A 19,448-nucleotide genomic window follows, 5' to 3' on the forward strand; every position below is an offset into this window, starting at 1 on the left:
GGCCGACACACCCACGTCGAAGAACTGGCCTCGGCGAGGACCAGGTCCGGCCACGAGGTGACCGTCCACGCCCGGCACGCGCCGGAAAACTCTTGCTGCGCAACGGGTTCGACGTCGTGATCGCCGAGCTGCCCCAGCTGCCGGACGCCGGGCGTCGGCGGCCCCGATCCCGCGTCGAGGCACCGTGAGCCCCGGTACTTCCGGCCCCGACCCGCGGAACCGCACGCGTGGGACTCGCCGTCGCGGCGACCGCGGAAGCTTCCGACCACCGGCTCCACACGGCGGGTGGGCTCCGCCGCCAGTTCAGCAACGTCCCACGGGACGTTGTCGCCGAGGTGGCGTTCGAACGCGGCACGCCGCGGTACTACACCGCGGTCGTCGGGGAATGGCTGCTCGGCGCCGACCGGCTGGAGCGGGCCGGGATGCACCCGGCCGTGCTCGACCTCATCCGCTGGCACGGCGCCGAGGAGGTCGAACACCGCAACGTCGCGTTCGACGCCTTCATGCACGTCGACGGCAGCTACGCCCGGCGGGTACGCACGGCGCTGCTCGCCAGCTTCACCCTCGCGGTGCTGTTCCTCACCACCGCGCGGTACCTCCTCTTCGCCGATCCCACGCCCGGTGTGCGCCGGTCGTGGGTGCGGCAGCTGGTCAGCGCGACCCAGCGCGGCCTGATCCCGAAGGCCACGATCTTCCTCACCGAGATCCCGAAGTACCTGCGCCCGGGCTTCCACCCCTCGCAGCTGGGCAGCATGGACGCCGCGATCCGCTACCTGGCCCGCTCCCCCGCAGCCAGCCCGGAGGCCCGGCCGTGACCACGACGTCCACCCCGACCCGGGCGATGCGCCTGGCCGCCGCGGCCAGCGCCACCTACCAGCGGGTGTTCGCCACCAGTCGCGTCGCCCCGCTGCTGTCCCGCCCGCGGCCCGTGCGTCGCAGCGGCTACGACCTCGACCTCACCGTCCGGGCGATCCGCGCCGAGGCGGACGACGTCATCAGTCTCGTCCTGGCCGCACCGGACGGCAGCCCGCTGCCCGGCTGGATCCCGGGTGCGCACCTGGACGTGTTCCTGCCCTCGGGCCGGCAGCGGCAGTACTCGCTGTGCGGTGACCCCGGCGACCGGTCGTCGTACCGGATCGCGGTGCGCCGGATCGCCGACGGTGGCGGCGGCTCCCGCGAGATCCACGACACCGTGCGCGCGGGCGGCCCACTGCGGATCCGCGGACCGCGCAACGCCTTTCCCTTGGCCGCCGCGAATTCCTACTTGTTCGTCGCCGCGGGCATCGGCATCACGCCGATCCTGCCGATGGTGCGGGCCTGCCACGAACGGGCCGTTCCGTGGCGGCTGGTGTACCTGGGCCGCAGCCGCGCCACCATGCCGTTCCTCGACGAACTCGCCCGCTGCGACAGCGGCACGGTCGAGATCCGGCCGGACGACGAATGCGGCCCGCCGGTGCTCGGCGACATCCTGCCGCTCGCGCCCGCCGGGGCGGCCGTCTACCTGTGCGGCCCGCCACCGCTCATGCACCCGGCCCGCGAGCTCGTGCGGGCGAGTGACCCGAGCGCGTCCCTGCACACCGAACGGTTCTCCCCGCCGCCGGTCAGCGGCGGCGCGCCCTTCGAGATCCGGTTGCGCCGGACCGGGGTCACGGTCGGGGTCGGCCCCGGCGAGACCGCGCTCACCGCGATCACCCGGGTCACCTCCGATGTCGCTTACTCGTGCCGGCAAGGCTTCTGCGGCACCTGCAAGGTCCGCGTCCTCGACGGCGAGGTCGAGCACCGCGACCGCCTGCTCAGCCCCGCCGAACGCCGGGACTCGATGCTCGTCTGCGTCTCCCGCGCGACCGGCCGGCTGGTGATCGATCGATGACCGCGGCCGAAAGGATGGAACCCATGACCGGCGAAACGTTCGACGTACTGAACCCGGCCACGGGCGAACTCGTCGGCACGCACCGCGTCACGACGGAGTACGAAGTCACCGACGCCGTCCGCCAGGCCCGCGACGCGGCCGTCTGGTGGGCCGGGCTCGGCTTCGGCGAGCGAGCCCGGCGGCTGGACTCCTGGCGGCGGCGCATCGCCCGCGGCGCCGCGGAACTGGCCGATCTGATCAGCCGGGAAATGGGCAAACCCCGGCGGGTGACTCCGGACGGACTCGGCCGCACGCCCCACTTCGAGCACCTTGTCCGGCGGGATGTCCCCCCTGGCAGAGGGCCTTTGATCTGAACGACCCGGCGGGTCTTTCAAGTCAGGCCTCGGTCACGCGTTCGCGGGTATGACACGGGAATGGCCATGCGACTCGGCCATGGCGGCGTCGGCACCACTACCGGGGAGAGCGCGGCAGGGCCACCGCGCCGGCTCGGCTCCGGAGGTTCGGATCGATCGCGTCGCCGACCGTGCCCGTGGCGTCGAGGATCTCCGTTCCCCGCGCACCCGCCGTGTCGACGAGGCCCTGCCCGGTCTCGGTCACGTCGGCGGCGGACTGCGCGACCTGGCTCGCAGCCTCCGGTCCTTGCCGGATCGCGCGTAGACTTCGTCGCCGGGCTTGAACTTCCGGACGCCCGGCCCGACGCCGACCACGACGCCGGCAACGTCGTTTCCCCAGGACGAGCGGCAGGTGGTAGGGCAGCGGGCGTCCCGCGTTGGGTGCGGCCACCGTGCCGTGGTGGTCACCAGGCCAGCGGGAGGGTGGCGACGTAGTCGGTGAGCAGTCCGGAGATGAGCCGGTGGTCGTTGAGGGAGAAGTGCCAGTCGCAGCCGAGGTGGTCCAGCCTCGGGTCGTCGAGGTTCCAGAACCGGACACGGCTGTCGCCGCGGGCGTTGCGGTCGGCGACGACCTGTTGCGCCGTCTGGGCGAACAGGTTCGTCGCGCCCACCACGATGACCGTGTCGGAACCGTATTGAGCGCGGAGCTTGTCGAGGAAGCCCTGGTAGGCGTTCTTGTAGGCGGCGACCAGACTGTCGGTGGTCCACGGTTCGCCGGGGTTGATGGCGGTGCTGAAGTCGTTGGTGCCCAGACCGACCACGACCAGCTGCGGCCGCCACGTGGCGGGGTTGTGCCACACGTCGCCGGAGGCGTTCTGCAGGGTGCGCTCGTAGGCGGTGCGGAAGTCGGTCCCGGGGTCGCCGCCGTTGTAGTTGCGGACCATGCCGCGGCCGGATTGGGCGTTGACCTGGTAGTCGGCGTTCAGGCTTCGGGCGGTGAGTGCGCCGAAGCTGAGGTCGGTGTTGGTGTTGCGGTCGATTCCGCCGTTGGCCGAACAGTCGCGGGTGGTGGAGAGGTCGCCGTAGCCGGCGGTCAGGGAGTCGCCGATGAACTCGATCTGCCGGGTCCGGGCGGCGGGCTTCGCGAGGATCTCGCCGCCGGGTGCCGCCACGAAGCCGTCGAACTCGCCCGCGGCCCAGGGGCTTTCGGTGCGCTTGACCAGCCGCACGCTGTGCTCGGCGTCGGTCAGGCCACGAACCTGGCGGGTGACGCGGCCCGGGGTGACCAGAGTGGCGACAGTGGCGCCGTCGATCTGGACGTCGTAGTCATTGGCGGAATCGTTGAGCACGATGTCCACGCCGGTACCGCGGAAGCGGCCCTCGAAGTAGACCCCTGGCCAGGTGTACTGCGCGACGTCCCCGGTGACCTTGACCCGGCCCACCGTGTGCGCTCGAGCCAGCGCATCCGATGGCGACGGGGACGTGGTCGTCGGGGGGACGGGGCCGTTGCACCGGGTGCCGTTGAGGGCGAAGTCGGTGGGAACGAGGTTGGCGGAGTTGTTCCACGAACCGGTGAACCCGAACCCGGTGCTCGCGCCGGTCCCGAGGGAGCCGTTCCAGCCGGCGTTGTCGACCGCCACCTGCGCGCCGGACTGGGCGACAGCGCCGTTCCACAGCTGGGTGACCCGCTGGCCGGAGGCGAACGACCAGGTCAGCCGCCAGCTCACGACCGGATCCCCGAGGTTGGTGACGTCGACGTTCGCGGAGAAGCCGCTCTGCCACTGACTGGCGACCTGGTAGGTCACCCGGCAGCCCGCCGCGGCCTGGGCGGCGGGGACAGTGGCGATGGTGACGGCGGCCGCCATGATGGTGACGACGCCGGCGATGACCGCCGGCCGGCTTCCGCGACGGATGGGGTGCATCTGCGTTCCTCCGAGGACGGGTGAAGGGACAAGCACGGCGGTCTACGGCCTTCCGGCACCCAAATCGACCGGAGCGCATCGTGGACGCAGGTTCGGCAGAGCTGTAAGCGCTTCCTCGCCAGGGTGGCGCGAAAGCCTGGAAGCGCTCTCAGTCCGAGAGTATCCACTGCGTGGCCAGAGTTGAAGACCTCACCCGGAAGAATCTGGATCCATCCCCTTCGTCGCCCCGCAACAGGGGCCTGCTGCTCGACGGCGATGAATCAGGGATACGACATCAGGGGCATTGCGCGGTCCCTGTCGCCCGGCTACCTTTGCTCGTCCGGGAGTGGGTCAAACCGTTTCGAAACCGGTTCCATTTCTCCGCCTCCTCCTGAACCCGAGTGCGGCAAGAACACTTAACCGCACAGTGTTAGCGCTAACACATATGCATCGGAGGGCCTCGTGAAACCACGATGGAGCACCACCTTGCTGGCCGCGATCGCAACCACGGCGTGCATGTTGTCGGCCCCGGCGGCCCCAGCGGCCGCCGCCGACCAGTGGAACCCGCCGGCGAACCTCGTGCAACCGGTCGACGAAGTCTGGCGACACGTCGAGACCACGTATCCCGATCTGTACGGCTTCCGGAACTACGGCTGGGACCAGATCACGGCCAACCGCGGTTACGTCAACTACTGCGTACGATGGGACTCCGACCAGCCCGTGTCCGCCGCCTTGCGCGACCGGATCCACACGGCACTGGCCCGGCAATTCAAGAAATGGATGGACGCCCAACTGGAGAACGGCCAAGGCTACAACAACTGGCCCTATCGGGACGTCCCGCTGAAGGTCGTCGGGTGGGCGGTGCGCAACCGCAACACACTGCAGTGGTCCGACAACTCCGTCGACATCTACACGGGCAACATCAACGAGAACGCGCCACAATGCGCTCCGGAATGCGGCCGCTTCTTCAACCAAGGCGGCACCTACCCCCGTTGCCCGGGCGGGATCGCGCGCCACTACGACATGTCGCTGTGGCTGACCGCCGGCTTCGGCGGTGGCGCCGGCGGCGACTGGGGACAGCGCATCGGCAGCGAGTACTACGTCAACTCACTCGACAACGACAACATTTACATCCTGCTGCACGAGATGGGCCACACGTTCGGCCTGGACGACTTCTACGACTGGACGCCGACGGGCGTCTGCTGCTTCCTGATGAAGGCCGGCAGCGCAACCCAGATCACCGACTTCGACAAATGGATGTTCCGCGACTTCTGGCGGCACATGAAGAACCGCTACGGCCTGTAGACCTGAATGCCCCGACCGCCGCGGTGAGGACACCACGAGGAAGGCTGCGACCAGGCCGTCCGACGGAGGCAGCGTCGGCCGTACTGACTGCAACGGCTGCTCCGGAAGGAGAAGCGTTGTCGCCGCTGAAGCCGGCGGCCCACCTGGGCCAGGACGACTTCCTGGCCCAGGTGCTCCACTAGCATCCCGCTCCCCCGGGCGCTCAGTGGTGCCGGGGGTGCGCGGCGAGGGTGTCGAGGTTGATGGTTCCACGCTGGGCGGTGACCGGGATCCTCAGCAGCGTGCCCTGGTTGAAGTTGCTCACCCACACAACGCCCTCGTGGAAATGGTGGCCGCTGCGACTTCCTGCTGGTGAGCGAGGACGCGTTCGCGGTTGTCGAGGTCCGCTTCGGTGGAACACTGGCGGCGCCACGCCAGGTACAGCGCGACAATGCCGCCGCTGCCCACCCCGACGCTGAGCCCGATTTTCAACGCGTCCAGCCGCGCGGTCGCCAGCTCCGCGCCGCTCAGCCCGGTGGTGGCCGGCCACCGAAGGACCATCACAGCCCCTGCGGTGAGCACCGTGATCACAGCGGCGGTCAGCCACATCGTCTTCGCCGACAGCTCACGTAACCGCGCCACCTGCATCGGCACGGCAGGCAGGGCCGGGTGGAAGATCGGCTGGCCGTAGCAGCTGAAGGGCCTGAAGGCTTCCAGGTAGTGTTCCTCACCGCGCACGGAGATGTCGCGGCCTGCCCTCAGTTCGCGGTCAGAGCGTTCGGCGTAGGTGGTGACGCCCATCGCGGCGAAACCGACGCGAGCCGCGCTGAGCACGAGGTCGGCACGGGCGCGGCGGCCGAGGCGGCGCAAGGTCTGGCCGTAGCCGAAGTGGATGCGGGCCTGGTCGTAGCGCAACGGCAGCGTGGAAGTCGTCGGCTTCGTCGGCGCGGCCGAGCAGGACGAGGGCCTGGGCGTACATGTCCTGCCAGGGCCAGTGGCCGGGTTCGTCGGTGTTCGAGCTCGGTGCAGGCCGGGTCGGAGCGCGCGCCGGCGTGAGTCGCGGAGCGCCCTACCGGCACTTCGACGATAAGGAGAGCCTGCTGACTGCGTCGGGGCGGAAGCCTGGGACCGGATCGGCGCCGGTATCCGAGCGCTGCGTGCCGACGCGGAGCTGTCCGCGGCCGACACGCTGCGCTGATGGCGCTGATCTCGATGGACCGCGAACGTCCCCACCTCTACCGGCTGATGTTCAGCAACCCCGTCGGCGACCCGGGCGTGGTGGCTCGCGGGTACGCGATGATTCGCACCGCCCAGTGGCAGCCGCGCATCGCCCGGACAAGACGGTCCACCGGCGTGCCCCCGTCGCCCGGCCCAGCCGGAGACGGCGTCGGCACGCCGAGCGCCAGCCCGGAAAGTGCCATGCCCGCCCAGTGGCGGTCCGGCCTGCCGGTGTGTCTCCACCGAGGGTGCATACCGGCCAAGACGGATTCCAGTACGTCCATGCGCGCGGCGAGACGAGGAGCGGCGTTGCGCGCCTGAGCAGACCAAGTGCCGAACTCGACTCGCACGCCGTCGGACGTGCCACTCAACGTGAACACGAGTGGGACGAACAGTCCATGCAGCCCCGCCATGAGATCGGCGCGACCGGACCTCGGCAGTTCGTTCGGTTGCGGTGGGCTGTGGAGTCGCTCGGGTTCCGGCTCGACACCGCCGGCGTCCTCGACCCCCACCGACCGCACCCACAGGCTCGCACGGTGATCGACGGGTACCGGATGGCCGCTTTCCGCGAGCGTTGGCATCGCGTCGGCGCGCAGCAGGTAGGCAAGATGTGCCGGAGTCACGCCCTGCACGATCAGTTCCCTCCCGGCGTCGACATGGTCGGCGTAGCGGTGGCGGACGCGGCTACCTTCGCCACCGTCACCCCCAACCGGGGCTTGCGCGTCGATCCAGGTGCCGGGCGCAGGAGATTTTCTGACTGGCCGTTCAGTGATCGGGCGCGCGTTCAGCTTTCCGAGGTCAATGAAGGAACAGGAAGAAGACCAAGCGCCGCGAGGTTGTCCTGGCCAAGGAACGCCGGCTCCCGCCAGAGGGCCAACGCCGCGCGAAGCCGGTCCGCCGCGATCGCGGCGGAGCCGGCGGCCGGATCGGCCGACGCCTGCTCGACCTCGGCCGTGAAGACGTCCAGATCGAGCTCTCCGGGTGCCACTTCGAGGACATATCCCGGCCGCTCACGACGAATCGCCTCCGGCCCGAGCAGCTTGCGCAGGCCGGAGACGCAGATCTGCAGCCGGCCGCGGACCGTGGCAGGCGGCCGGTCGCCCCAGACCAGCGAGTACAACCGCTGCTCGGAGACGACCTGGTTGGCCTGCAACAGCAACGCGGCGAGTACGACCCGCGGCTTCGGCCCCCCAAGGGGAACGGGCCGGTCGCCCAGGATGGCGGCGACCGGCCCGAGAACCTGATACTTCATGCGTTACGAGGTCGGCAGCTGCCGGTCGTAGAACCGCACTGCCCCGTTGGCGTTCAGGAACGCGATCAGCCAGGACTGCCCGTTGGAGTTCACATACGGCGTCGTGGCCGGATCTGTCGCAGCCGGATCGGTCGCCGCGATCGTCTTCGTCCAGTCGCCCCAGGCGTTGCTCCCGGTCGCGGTCTCCCAGACGTGGTAGATCTCGTTGTCCGTGCCGCGGACGACGAGCGCCACGCGGCCCAGCGCCGGGTCCAGGATCGCCGAGGGCGCACCGGCCGAGACGAAGTTCCCGATCGCGGTGTAGTCCGCGGGCCAGGAACCGTCGCCGTTCTGCAGCTTCGACACGATCGTGCCGTCGGCGCCGCGGACGAACACCTGCAGCAGGTAGCCGGGGCGCACGACGACCGCGGGCTGCCCGGACAGTCCGGAGCCGCCCAGATCGGTCCACGCCGACAGGCTGCCGTCGTTGTAGTACTCGATCGTCTTCAGCGCGCCGGCGCCGTTCAGGCCGAACACCCGCACCCCGTCGCGAACCTGGACCACGGACAGCGTCGCGGTCAGGTTCTGGTCACCAAGGCTGCGCCAGAACGGCACGGAGCCGGACTGCGCGTACGCCCAGAGCTTGCCGTCGACATCCACGGCGAATTCCACGACGGTCCCGTCGGCGAGCTTCGACGTCACCGGCGCCGAAGCCATGGAACCGCCCAAGTCGGACCACGCGTTCCACGCAGGCCCTCCCGCGGTGGTCTGGCTGTCCGTCCAGATGTCGCTGTCGGAGTACTGCGCCGCCACCTGGACCCGGCCGTCGGACAGCTGGGTGAGCGTCGGCTGCCCGGAGAACCGCTCGTTCCCGGAGATCACCGTCCACTGGACCGAACCGAAGTTGTCCACATCGGACTGATGGCCGTAGACGACCCGGCCCGAATTGTCCACATAGGAGTATTCGAGGGTGCCGACGGTGGCGCCCGCGACCGGAGCCGCCTGTATCGCCGTGATCCGCGTGTCCTTTGTGACCGGCGCGGCCGGCAGCGGGTCGGCGTACCAGCCCTGCAGGTCGGCGATCAGGTGGACGGTGCCCGCGCTGGTGTTGCGGACGCGGATCTTGCCGTCCGTGCCCGGCTTGAGCACCACCATGTTGTCACGCCAGTTCGCCGCCTCGAAGTCCATGACGGACAACACCGACGGTTCGGTCGTACCGACCGGCCACGCCTTGAGGTACCCGGCCTTTTGCGGGCTCACCACGATCAGGTTCAGCGCCACACCTTCGATGCCACGGGTCGGCAGCCCCTTGGTGCCGCCCACCTGGATGTCGAGCGTGGCGTTCGCGGCGATCGGCAGCCCGGCGCCGACGGAACGCGTGTCCAGCACCCGGCCGGCCACCTGCCGGTAGCCGGCGCCCTGCGTCGAACTCGACGAGTAGTAGCCGTCCACGGCGACGATCAGGTCGACGGCGGCACTGCCCTTGTTGGTGAAGGTGACCTGCCCGCTCGCCGGCAGGCTCAGCACGGCACCCGACTGGGTGGAGCCGGTCTCGTAGTTGAACACCGGCCGCGCGGTGCCGCCTGCAGGCGACACCGCCAGCCAGCCCGCGGCCGTCGCGCCCGGCACGGTCAGGTTCACCGATGCCGCCGCCGCTCCCGCCGGCACCAGGCTGCCGGTGATGGTCACCGTGCGCGTGGCACCTGCCGCGATCTTGCCGGTCGACGTGCCCGTCCCGTTTCGGGTGTCGATCACCCGGGTGTGCGTCACCGGGAAGAACCCGCCACCCGTCGTCCCCTGCTCCGCTTTGTAGTAGCCCTGCACTTCGACGACGGCGTCGGTCTTGCCTGCCGAGTTGTACAGCGACAGCTTGCCGTTGCTGCCGACCTTCACCACCGCCGTGTTCGAGATCTGCTCGCCGGCGGCCGCGGAGACCATGGTCAGGGTCGGGCGGGTGGCGCCGTCCGGCCACAGCTCGGCCCAAGTGGCCACGGTGGGCTTGATCAGCGACACCCGGACCAGCACCGCGCCGACACCCGTGGTGGGCACGGCGCCGACACCCAGCACGGGGAAGTCCACCGTGGCGGCGGCGCCGACCTCGGTGCTGATCCCGCCGGTGCCGTTGCGGGTGTCGAGCACCACCGGTGTCGACGGCAGCGGCACGTAGTCGCCACCGTGCCCGGCCGCGTCCGCGTGCGCCGCGGGGGCGTGCGGCGCCGTGGTCACGGCGGTGAGCGCGACCAGCGCCGCCAGTGCCACTGTCATCTTTCTGAGCACTGCTTTTCTCCTTGTGCGATTACCATTTCGTGGCTACGGCGTGCTTCCGACGGGCACCGGTCTCCCGTCCTTGATCCCCTCGCCCATGTTCATCCATTTGTGGTATTTCGGGCTCCACACCTTGTTCTCGATGGGTTTGTGCAGGGAGAACGTGTTTCCGGTCTCGACGTCGGCACCCTCGGCATTCATGTCGTACTCGTAGGGCACCGTGCGGGGTCCGTGGTAGTGCTGGATGACCGTGTAGAGGACGTAGTCGACCTTGCCCGACTTCAGCTCTTTCTCGGTCTTGTCTTCGAACCAGCGCATGTTCGGCGAGTGGCCCCGGTCGTTCGCCTTGTCGATCACGTCGGCGTTCGTACTGCGGCTGCAGGTCGACAGGTTCCTCAGGTCCGTGCCGCTACCGCCCAGCACCGAAGCGAGCGAATGGCAGTTGTTGACCCACGATTTGGGATCCCCGCCGCCGATCGCCTTGACGAACGTGCCTGCCCACTGGTAGCCGGGCGGCCTGATTTTCGAACTGGTGCCGGTGCCTTGGCCGAGATCCGCTTTGGTGACGCAGGCGATGACACCGACGGCGCGGTCGCCGTTGGCCGAGTCCCGCTCGAAGTAGAACGGTTCCGGGAACTGCTGGCGGCAGTCCCGGGCCTGCCTGCTCTTGTTCTGCGTCTTGTTCTCGGGTTCGGTGCTGACCTGCGACGCCGTCGACACCACGGTGACGACCGCCCCGGCCGCGTCGACCGCCGCCTGGTAGATGTTCTTGGCCTGGGCCTTGGTGTCGGTGACCACGTTCTCCACCGTGGACACCACCGCCGCGGCCGCCGTCGGCGCGGACGAAACGAGCGTCGGCAGGTTCGTCACGGCCGTGGTCGCCGCCGCGCCCACCGCGATCGTCACGGTCTTGGCGGCGTGTTCCGCGGCGTCCCGCGCTTCCTCGGTGACGCGCAGGGCCCGCCGGTAGGCAGCCTCGGCGGCTTCTTCGGCAGCCTTCTTCGCCCAGTCCACGTAGGACCCGCCGCCGCCACCGCCGCCGCCGTTACCGCCACCACCGCCGTGCGAGCCGCCACCGCCGCCGCCCCAGGAGTAGGGCGACCGGCCGCTGCCGCCGCACTGCCCGGTCCAGGGGTGCGTGTCGCAGAACATGTCGTGCACCGACTCCTTGTGAGCACTGCGGAAAAAGGCGGCGCAGGACATCCCGTAGTAGGCCTCGCAGGAGTCGTCGGCCATCCTGGTCGGCGTCTCGATGTTGTAGAGCATCTTGAGTCCCTGCACGACCACGTCGAGCGAGCCCAACTTGACGCCCCAGTGGCCGGTCGGGTCGGTGCTGTTCACCGGGTCGGCATTGCCGTACAGGTAACGGTTTCCGTTGCTGGACGGGGTCGGGGACAACGACATGCTGTCCCGGGAGCCGAACGAGCCCGTGCCCGGGTCGTACCACCGCGCACCCATGTCGACGCGGCCGGTGCCGGGATCGGTCCAGTCGCCCTGGTAGCCGAGGTTGCCGGTGGTCCCGGTGTGCGCGGTGACCTGGCCGAACGGGCCGTACGCCGTCGATCCGGACAGTCCGTTCAGCGCCGTGTCGGCCGGGTCGAACGTGCCGACCACGTCGTCGTGCCGGTCGCTCAGGGCCAGCCGGTTGCCGCCGCCCGAGCGGACCGCGAGCAGCTCGCCGCCGGAGCCGCGGGCATAGGTCTCGCTGCCGTCGGACACCGGGTCGCTGTCTTGTCCGGCATAGGTGAACGCGGTGCCGTTGCGGCTGTCGACCCGGTCGAACCCGTCGTAGCTGTAGGTCTGCCCGGGGGCGGACGTGAGCCGGTCGAAGCCGTCGTAGCCGAATTGCGCGGTGCCGGCGGAACCGGTCTGCGAAGCCAGCGTGCCGCGCGCGGCGTAGGTGTAACTGGTGCCGCCCGCGGTCAACAGCCGGTTGCGCTCGTCGTAGGTGGCCGTGGCCGGCCCGGCCTTGGTCCGGTTTCCGGCGGCATCCCACTCGTAGCCGGTCGTCACGCCACCGGTGGTGTCGCTGGTGAGCCGCCCGGACTGGTCGTACTTGTAGCTGACCGTGCCCGCGCCCGCGGTGCCCGCGGTGGTCTTGTCGGACAGCTGGTTGTTCAGGTCGTAGTGGTACGTCGTGCTCGCGACCTGCTGCGACGCCGAGTTGGTCAGGACGTCGGTGGCGACCCGGCCGAAGTCGTCGTACCCGAAGGTCCGCACGCGCCCGGCGCCGTAACCGACGGTCTTGACGTTCCCCGCGCCGTCGTAGCCAAGCTGCTCCTTGACCCCGGTCAGCCCGTCGGTGACCGAATCGAGCCGCGCCTTGACGTAGCCGTAGTTCGTCGTACCCGCCGCGTCGGCCCGGCTGGTCTGGTTGCCGTCGCCGTCGTAGGTGAAGGCCGCGGTACCGGAAGGACCGGTGGAGCTGAGCAGGCTTCCGCGGTCGTTGTAGACGTAGGAGTTCATGCCCGCGCCCGCGTTGGTGCTGACTGCGCGCCCGGCCAGGTCGTAGCCGAGGTGGCGCGGTGTCGTGGGCGTCTCGGCGCCGGCGGCGGTGCCGTCGGTCGGCCGGTTCGCCGCGTCGTAGGTCACCTGCTGGACGACCCCGCCCGGTGCCACGTCGCGGACCGCGTTGCCGTTCTCGTCGAAGCTGGTGGTCCAGGTTCGGTCGACGGCGTTCGGCTGGGCCGCGGTGGCCGGCTCGATCGTGGACTCGACCAGGCCGAGGCTGTTGTACGTCGTGGTGGTGGCGTTTCCGCGCCCATCGGTGAAGCGGGTCATGTTGCCCGCGGCGTCGTAGCCGAACGACGAGGTGATGCTCGTCTTGGCGTCGACCGGCTCGACCTGGCTCACCAGCTGGTTCGCCGCGTCGTAAGCGAACGTCCTGGTGGCCTGCAAGGCATCGGTGACCGAAGTGCGGTTGCCCGCCAGGTCGTAGCCGTAGTGCGAGGTCCGCAGCGTGGTGCCGTCCGGCTTGAGGTCGGCCGAGGCGACCACCTGGCCCAGCAGGTCGTAGCCGGTCTGCGAAGTGCGGCCGAGGCCGTCGGTTGCCCGGACCTGGCGACCCGCGAAGTCGTACCCGTACTGGGCCGGGATACCGGACGGGTCGGTCGTCGTGGTCAGCTCGCCGACGGCGTCGTAGCCGTTGACCGTCGTGGCCCCGCTCGGCGAGGTCTGGCCGACCACGTTCCCGGCGTCGTCGTGGCGGATCAGTGTGGTGTATGCCGCCGACACCGGACGGCGTTCGACCTGCGTTCCGGTCGCCTGGCGGTCCAGATCGTCGTACGTGGACTCGCTCCGCGCGCCGGTCGGGTCCACTGTGGACAAGACAGCGCCGGTACGTGAGTAGGTGTACGACGTGACGGCGCGGTCGTCGTTGGTCGCGCTCGGCGCGTCGACCGAAACCGTGCGGTCGAGCTGGTCGTAGGTGCTGCGGATGACGTTGCCGCGCGGATCGGTCACCGTGGTGACGTTGCCGTTGGCGTCGTATTCGTACCGCGTGGTCGGGGTGAGCGCCTGGCTCGCGCCCGGCGGCAGGTAGCTCGGCGCGGTCTGGCTGGTCATCCGGCCCGCGTTGTCGTACGCCACGTGCGTGGTGTTGTTCAGCTCGTCGGTCACCTCGACCTTCTCGCCGAAGGTGTTGTAACCGACCTTCGTCGTCGGCGCGACCGGGCTCGCCGGGTTCCCGCCGGACTCGACTGGCCGGACCGGTCCGGTCACACCGATCGAGCGGCCCAGCTCGTCGTAGCTCAGGTGCGAGGTGAACGCCGCCTTGTCCGCACCGGCCGCGTTGCCGCGCGGGTCGGTCACCGAGGTCGGCAGGCCACGCTGGTCGTAGGCGTACGTCGTGGTGCGCGACGTGGTGCCGTCCGTCGTGGTCATGGTCAGGCGATTGCCGGCATCGTCGTAGGTGTAGTCGGTCGTCGCGGGCGTGGCCGAGACGATCCACGGCACGTTCGACGCATTGCCGGAAACCGCGACGTGGGTGACGTTCCCGGCCGGGTCGTAGGTGAAGCCGGTCGTGCGCGCGAGCCCACCCGGATCGACCACCGTGGACAGTGGACGGCCGTTGCGGTCCGGCGTGTGCTGCGTGACCGTCGTGCCGTTGCCGGTCACCTGCTTGGTGAGGTGGCCCGCGGCGTCGTAGCTGTCGTCCTCGAGCACGTAGTCCTTTGTGGACCCGTCGGCATTGTGGAAGTTCTTCAGCACCGCGCGGTGCAGCAGACCGTCGCCGTAGCGCTGGTACTCCGTCCGCCTGCCCATCGCGTCGGTCGAACTGGCCAGCCGCCCCGCGAAGTCATAGCTGTAGGCCTGCAGCACCAGGTAGTCGCCGGTGCCGGTGGGCGGTGCGCCCGCCGGATCGCTGTGCCAGTTCCGCAGCCGCACCTCGGCGACGCTGTTGCGCGCGGTGTAGGCGTAGTCGTAGTGGTTGCCGTTCGGGTCGGTCACCGAGGTGAGGTTGCCGAACTGGTCGTAGCCGGAGCTGGTTTCGCCGCCGTCGGGGTCGGTGACCCGGATCGGCCGGTCGTGCTCGTCGTAGTCGGTCGTGGTGATCCGGGCGGGGTCGCCGCCACCACCGATGTCCGCGACCTGGACGCGGGTCGGGTCGCCGTCCGCGTCGTAGGTGGTCGTGGTCTGCAGCTGGTGCTTGACGCCGGTCACCGCGTCGGTCGTCGCCGCTTCGGTCACCGTCGCCGGGCGCGACCAGCCGTCATAGGTGTAGGTCGTGACGACCCCGCCCGGGAAGCTGTCGGAAATCTCCTTCTTCGTGGTCGTACGGCCGATGGCGTCGTACGTGTACTGCGTCACCAAGCCGGACGGAGCGGTGACCTGGGCCAGGTCGCCGTTGGCGTAGTAGGCGTACCGCGTCACCTTGCCGCGCGCGTCCGTCGTGGTCGCCGGGAGCCCGGCGGGCACGTTGCCGCCGCCGAACGCCGCTTCGGCGCCCGAGGTGTAGGCGTTCGTGATCTGGCTACCGTCCGGGCTGGTCTGCGTCGTCAGCTGGCCGGTCGAGTGGTACGCGTACGTCGTCCGGTAGGTATTGTCCGTCGCGCTCGCCGAACGCGCGTCGCGGGACTCGGTCGGCAGGTACGACTTCGGGTCGTACTGGTTGGCGATCGTCGCCGGGTACGTCGTGCGCGAGGTCTGGCAGTCGTGCACCGCGCGGCACGTGGTGGTCGAAATGACGTCACCACGGGCGTCGTACGTCATCGTCGTCGCGTCACCGTTCTCGTCGGTGACCGTGGCGAGGTTGCCGTTGGCGTCGTAGCCGTACGTCCGGATGCTCACGCCGTCGGCGTCGTAGCGGACGAACACCGGGCCGCCGGAGTTGCCGGGAATGGTGGTGCAGAACGCCGGATCGTTCGGGTCGGGCTGCGTGCAGCTTTCGACCGGTGGCGGCGGCGTTTCGGCGGGCTCGCCCGGCGTGTCCTCGCCGCGGGCCTCGATGCCGAGGGGCTTGCCCTGGCGCAGCAGCCAGCCGCCGATCGCGTCGTACTCGTACAGGCTGGGCCGGTTCGCCGGGTCCAGCACCTCCACACTGCGACGCAGATCGGTGTCCCCGCCGTAAACCGTCGGTGTGCCGAGCTTCCACGTGCCGCCGTTGTGGTCGGTGTACTCCTTGACCCGGTCGCGCACGACGTCGTAGGTCACCGACGCGACGACCTTGCCGCTCGGCAACATCACCTTGGCCAGCTGGTCGGCGGCGGTGGTGCCCGCCTTGTAGTGCGCGGAGACGATCGCCGCGCCCAACGGTCCGCTGTAGAGGGACACGTCGTCGATGGCGCCGGTGTAGGACCGCTGTGCCGCGGTGCCCCATGACGGCCACGACGCCGGCGTGGTGGCGTAGGCGGCACCGACCTGGTTGAAGGTCAGCAGCGAGGCGTCGATCTGCTTGCCGGTCAGGTCGGCGACCTTCGCGCCGTCCAGGTACAGGGTCTGCGTGGTGCCCATCGAGGACAGCACGACCTGGTGCCACTTGCCGTCGTTGACCGCGGTCGCCGACGTGATCGGGTTGATGCCGCCGGTGGCGAACTGCCCGCGCAGCTTGCCGTCCGTGCCGACGTACAGCACCGGCACGCCGGTGGTGGACGCGGTGCCCAGCGCCTTGTCCTGGTAGCCGAGCAGTGGGCCGCCGGAACCGGTCAGCGAGTTCTTGAACCACAGCTCGACCGCCGCGTCACGGCTCTTCTTCAGCGTGCCCTTCGGCAGGTTCACCGAGGACGTCGTGCCGTTGAAGGACGCCGCGGTGTCCGTCGAACCGGCGAGCGGACCGGCCGTGCCGAGCGTGACGTTGGCGTACGTGCCGACGTCCTTGCCGAGGTTGACCGAGATCTCACTGGCCGCCGAAGTGCCGTCGGGTTCGCCGAGCCGCCAGTACGACTCGGGATGCGAGTCCAGCACGGCACTGCGGTAGTGCGAACCGGCCGTGTAGTCGTAGCCGGTACAGGTGTTGCCCGGCCCGCACACCGTCTTCAGCACGTCGCCGGTGTAGGTGTAGGCCCAGCTCAGCGGAGCACCGTTGACCGCGTCGGTCTGGATCGAGGAGACGTGGTTGCCGGTCCAGAAGAAGTTCAGCGCGCGCCCCGCGGTGTTGGTCGCGCTGGTGGAAACCTGTGCCTTGGACAGCTTGCCGGTGTTGGTGTCGTAGGTCAGGACGACGGCGTGCCCCGCGTTGTCGGTCATCCGGCTCAGGCGGCCGGCCAGCGAGAACTGATACGTCGTGCCGGACTTGTCCAGGAGCTTCCAGGACGTCGAGTCCACGGTCAGCGACGCGGTACGACCGGCGGGCGCGGCGTAGCTGCCGTCGGCGTTCTTGCCGAACCGGACCTGCTGACCGTCCGGATAGGTCACCACGACGTTGCCGGAGCCGTCGTTGTCCGGCACCAGCTTCATGTCGTAGGTCGTCGACCAGCCGGCGCCGAACAAGCCGTCACGGCGCGGGTCGAGGCTGTTGTAGGTACGCGACAGGCTCAGCTGCGGCCCGACCGTCACGATCGTGGCGTCGACCGCCGCGGTGCTGTAGTTGCCCACCACCGGGTCGAAGGCCTGCTTCCGGTCGCCGGCCAGGTGCGAGGTGATGTCCGGCTGTGGTACCGACGTCAGGATCGTCGAGTACGGCGAGTTCACCTCGTTGTTGGCGTCCTTGATGTACGCACGCCACAGGTACGCCTTGGTCCAGCTCAGTGTCCCGGCGGGGACGGTCCACGCCTGCTTGGCCTGATAGCCGGAATCCGTGCAGTTGACCGGGTTTCCGGAGTCGTCGCGCAGGCAGACCTGGAACTTGAACTGCAGCGACGAACCCGGTGGCGCGTCGATGTCCAGGGCCCGCGCCCACAGCTGCGGGGTCAGGGTCTGCGCCTGGTACCCGTTGAACGGATACAGCTCCTGGACGACCGGCGGGATGTCGAAGACCTGCAGGACGAGCCGGCCTGGTGGCACCTGGTGGTCGGTGAACACCGGGCCGCCGGTCTTGACCATGGTGAAGTCGAGGAAGTACTTGCCCGGCGGCAGGGCCTTGATGGTCGCGTCCAGCGTCACGCGTCCGCCCCTGGCCACCGTCGAGGTCAGGTTGGCCGAGCGCTGCTGCGTCACCGAGGCGCCGGTGGCGGTGTTGTAGGCGCGGTAGGCCAGGTAGTAGTCGCCGGGCGCCCACGCCGCCGCGCTCTTGTTGGTGACCGCGACCTTGATCTTGCCGTCCTGGTTCTGCAGCACGGCCGGGTTCGGCACCGGGTTGGGGATCGAGTACGTCGCGTTGTACGGGCTGTGCGTCACGTACAGCTTCGGCGGGTTGGCCGTGGCGGTACCGGTGAACCACTTGCCGGACAACGAGTCCGTCGAGCCGCGCAGCGAAAGGCCGTAGTTGGCCTGGGTGCCGTCGACCCAGCGCTGCACCAGATCGCGCCCGGCGGTGCCGAGGTTGATCGTCTCGCCCGCGGTCGGGCAGTCCGATGACGAGTGGCCGAACGCGATATAGCCGTGCGCGAACGACTTGCTCGCCAGCGAACCACCCACGGCCGGACCCGGATAGCTGTAGCCGGAACCGCCGGACCACGAGCCGGTCACCGGGTGCACGTTCAGCTCGCGCGGCTTGCAGGAGTCCGAGTTGTACTCGGTCAGCCAGAGCTGCGCGCCGAAGATCGTGTGGTACTGGAGCTTGCCGACCAGGCTCGAGAACTTGATGTAGGACGCGGAATTGTGCCCGTTCACGGTACCGACGAGCAGGTCCTGGTCACCCTTGGCCGAGCCGACGCCTTCCTGGACGTACATGGCGTCGTCGGCCGCGCCCCCGTTCACCGGCAGCTGCACGGTCGGGTCGACCTGGACGGGGTACTGCCGCGCCGGATCGCGCAGCCATCCGGCATCCAATGTGACCTCGAGCGCCGGCCCGCCGCCGGAGGTCACGAGCCGGTAGGTGACTCCGGCCGACCGCGCCGCGCCGGCGTCCAGCATGTCCCCCGCCGGGATGACCGCCTTCGTGGCGCCGGAAGCGTCGGCCAGCAGTACCTGGCCGTGGTCCAGGTGCGGAGTCAAGCCGTCGAGCCGCAACGGGAAGACGTACGACGTCGGGGCCGCGGGCGAGTCGAGGACCAGCGTTTCCTTGACTCCGCCCGGCTTCGCCTCGAGCTTGAGGTCCACGTGCGGCCGAACCCCGGGATAGGTGATCGCGCTGCCACTCACCGTGCCGTTGACCGCCGAAGCGCCGTCGAGGCCGAAGGACACCTGCCCGGCGTCCGTCGTCATGGTGGCGAACTGACCGGCCGACGTCGGCGCGAAGCGCAGCCCGGCGGAGTCGGCGGTGTTGCGCCAGCCTGAGCCACCGTCCGCGGTGAGCGTGGTATCGATCGGCGCCCAGCCCTGCGGCGTGCGGTAGTTCACCGGCACGGTGGAGAACTCGGTGGTCTCGGTGCCGTCGGTGTTGGCATAGGTGCGGTCGTTGGCGGTCCGCTCTTCGGGGAGCTCACGGCTGGTCGCCGGGTCGAAGCCCGTCGTCGCGGGAGCGGGCGGCGTCCCGACGGATCCCGCGTTCTGCTGCCACTTCACCGCGGGGTAGCGGCTGCGCAGCGTGTCCGGCAGCGTGTGGTTGCGTGACGGATTGCCGGTGGTCCGCGCATCGGCCGACGATGCCGATCCCCAGCGCTGCGCGGGCCCGTGCGCGTACCCCAGCCCGCCGCCGGCGGGCAGCCCGAGGAGGCCGTCGGCCGCGACGCCGCCCACCAGGACGGCGACGAGGCCCAGCGCGACGAGCTTGGCCGGGGCCGACACTGCCCCCCACCCCAGCCACAGGAACCGCAATCGACGTGATTTCCGTCGCGCCATCCGCGCCATGCCTCCCTGGCCGGCAGGGC

Annotated in this window: 11 protein-coding genes; 4 read left to right on the forward strand and 7 right to left on the reverse strand. The window is 69.7% G+C overall.

Annotation, left to right across the window (positions count from 1 at the left end; genetic code table 11):
• Nucleotides 1-227: 227 nt before the first annotated feature.
• Genes QRY02_RS18950 through QRY02_RS18960 form a run of 3 tightly spaced genes read left to right on the forward strand, consistent with a single transcriptional unit; the run spans nt 228 to nt 2,223 of the window.
• On the forward strand, nt 228-815 hold the full coding sequence (locus QRY02_RS18950) for a metal-dependent hydrolase (protein ID WP_285992861.1): 588 nt from the start codon (nt 228-230) through the stop codon (nt 813-815).
• Nucleotides 812-1,870: a PDR/VanB family oxidoreductase gene (locus tag QRY02_RS18955; RefSeq protein ID WP_285992862.1), complete on the forward strand. Its 1,059-nt coding sequence runs from the start codon at nt 812-814 to the stop codon at nt 1,868-1,870. Before QRY02_RS18950 ends, QRY02_RS18955 begins: the two co-directional genes overlap by 4 nt.
• A 23-nt stretch (nt 1,871-1,893) precedes the next feature.
• Nucleotides 1,894-2,223, forward strand: coding sequence for an aldehyde dehydrogenase family protein (locus tag QRY02_RS18960; protein ID WP_285992863.1), 330 nt, complete (start codon nt 1,894-1,896; stop codon nt 2,221-2,223).
• 97 nt (nt 2,224-2,320) lie between these two features.
• Here QRY02_RS18960 and QRY02_RS18965 read toward each other — a convergent pair whose 3' ends face one another.
• Nucleotides 2,321-2,467 (reverse strand): hypothetical protein, encoded by a 147-nt coding sequence (locus QRY02_RS18965; protein ID WP_285992864.1) that lies wholly within the window; start codon nt 2,465-2,467, stop codon nt 2,321-2,323.
• Between the two features lie 199 nt (nt 2,468-2,666).
• A complete protein-coding gene (locus QRY02_RS18970) occupies nt 2,667-4,124 on the reverse strand; it encodes a cellulose binding domain-containing protein (RefSeq protein WP_285992865.1) in 1,458 nt (485 codons plus the stop codon).
• A 465-nt stretch (nt 4,125-4,589) separates the two neighbouring features.
• Here QRY02_RS18970 and QRY02_RS18975 point away from each other — a divergent pair, with 465 nt between their 5' ends.
• A complete protein-coding gene (locus tag QRY02_RS18975; protein ID WP_285992866.1) occupies nt 4,590-5,408 on the forward strand; it encodes a hypothetical protein in 819 nt (272 codons plus the stop codon).
• A gap of 300 nt (nt 5,409-5,708) precedes the next feature.
• Here the strand turns inward: QRY02_RS18975 and QRY02_RS18980 are convergent, their stop codons facing one another.
• The 5 genes from QRY02_RS18980 to QRY02_RS19005 form a co-directional block, all read right to left on the reverse strand.
• Nucleotides 5,709-6,302, reverse strand: a complete 594-nt coding sequence (locus tag QRY02_RS18980) for a hypothetical protein (RefSeq protein WP_285992867.1) — start codon at nt 6,300-6,302, stop codon at nt 5,709-5,711.
• 320 nt (nt 6,303-6,622) lie between these two features.
• Nucleotides 6,623-7,237: a hypothetical protein gene (locus QRY02_RS18990; protein ID WP_285992868.1), complete on the reverse strand. Its 615-nt coding sequence runs from the start codon at nt 7,235-7,237 to the stop codon at nt 6,623-6,625.
• Between the two features lie 152 nt (nt 7,238-7,389).
• Nucleotides 7,390-7,857, reverse strand: a complete 468-nt coding sequence (locus tag QRY02_RS18995; RefSeq protein WP_285992869.1) for an AfsR/SARP family transcriptional regulator — start codon at nt 7,855-7,857, stop codon at nt 7,390-7,392.
• A 3-nt stretch (nt 7,858-7,860) separates the two neighbouring features.
• The gene (locus QRY02_RS19000; RefSeq protein WP_285992870.1) at nt 7,861-10,113 is read right to left on the reverse strand and encodes a DUF8189 domain-containing protein; all 2,253 of its coding nucleotides are present in this window, start codon (nt 10,111-10,113) and stop codon (nt 7,861-7,863) included.
• A 33-nt stretch (nt 10,114-10,146) separates the two neighbouring features.
• A complete protein-coding gene (locus QRY02_RS19005) occupies nt 10,147-19,365 on the reverse strand; it encodes an RHS repeat-associated core domain-containing protein (RefSeq protein WP_285992871.1) in 9,219 nt (3,072 codons plus the stop codon).
• Nucleotides 19,366-19,448: the final 83 nt, after the last annotated feature.

This window comes from Amycolatopsis sp. DG1A-15b (assembly GCF_030285645.1).
GTDB lineage: Bacteria > Actinomycetota > Actinomycetes > Mycobacteriales > Pseudonocardiaceae > Amycolatopsis.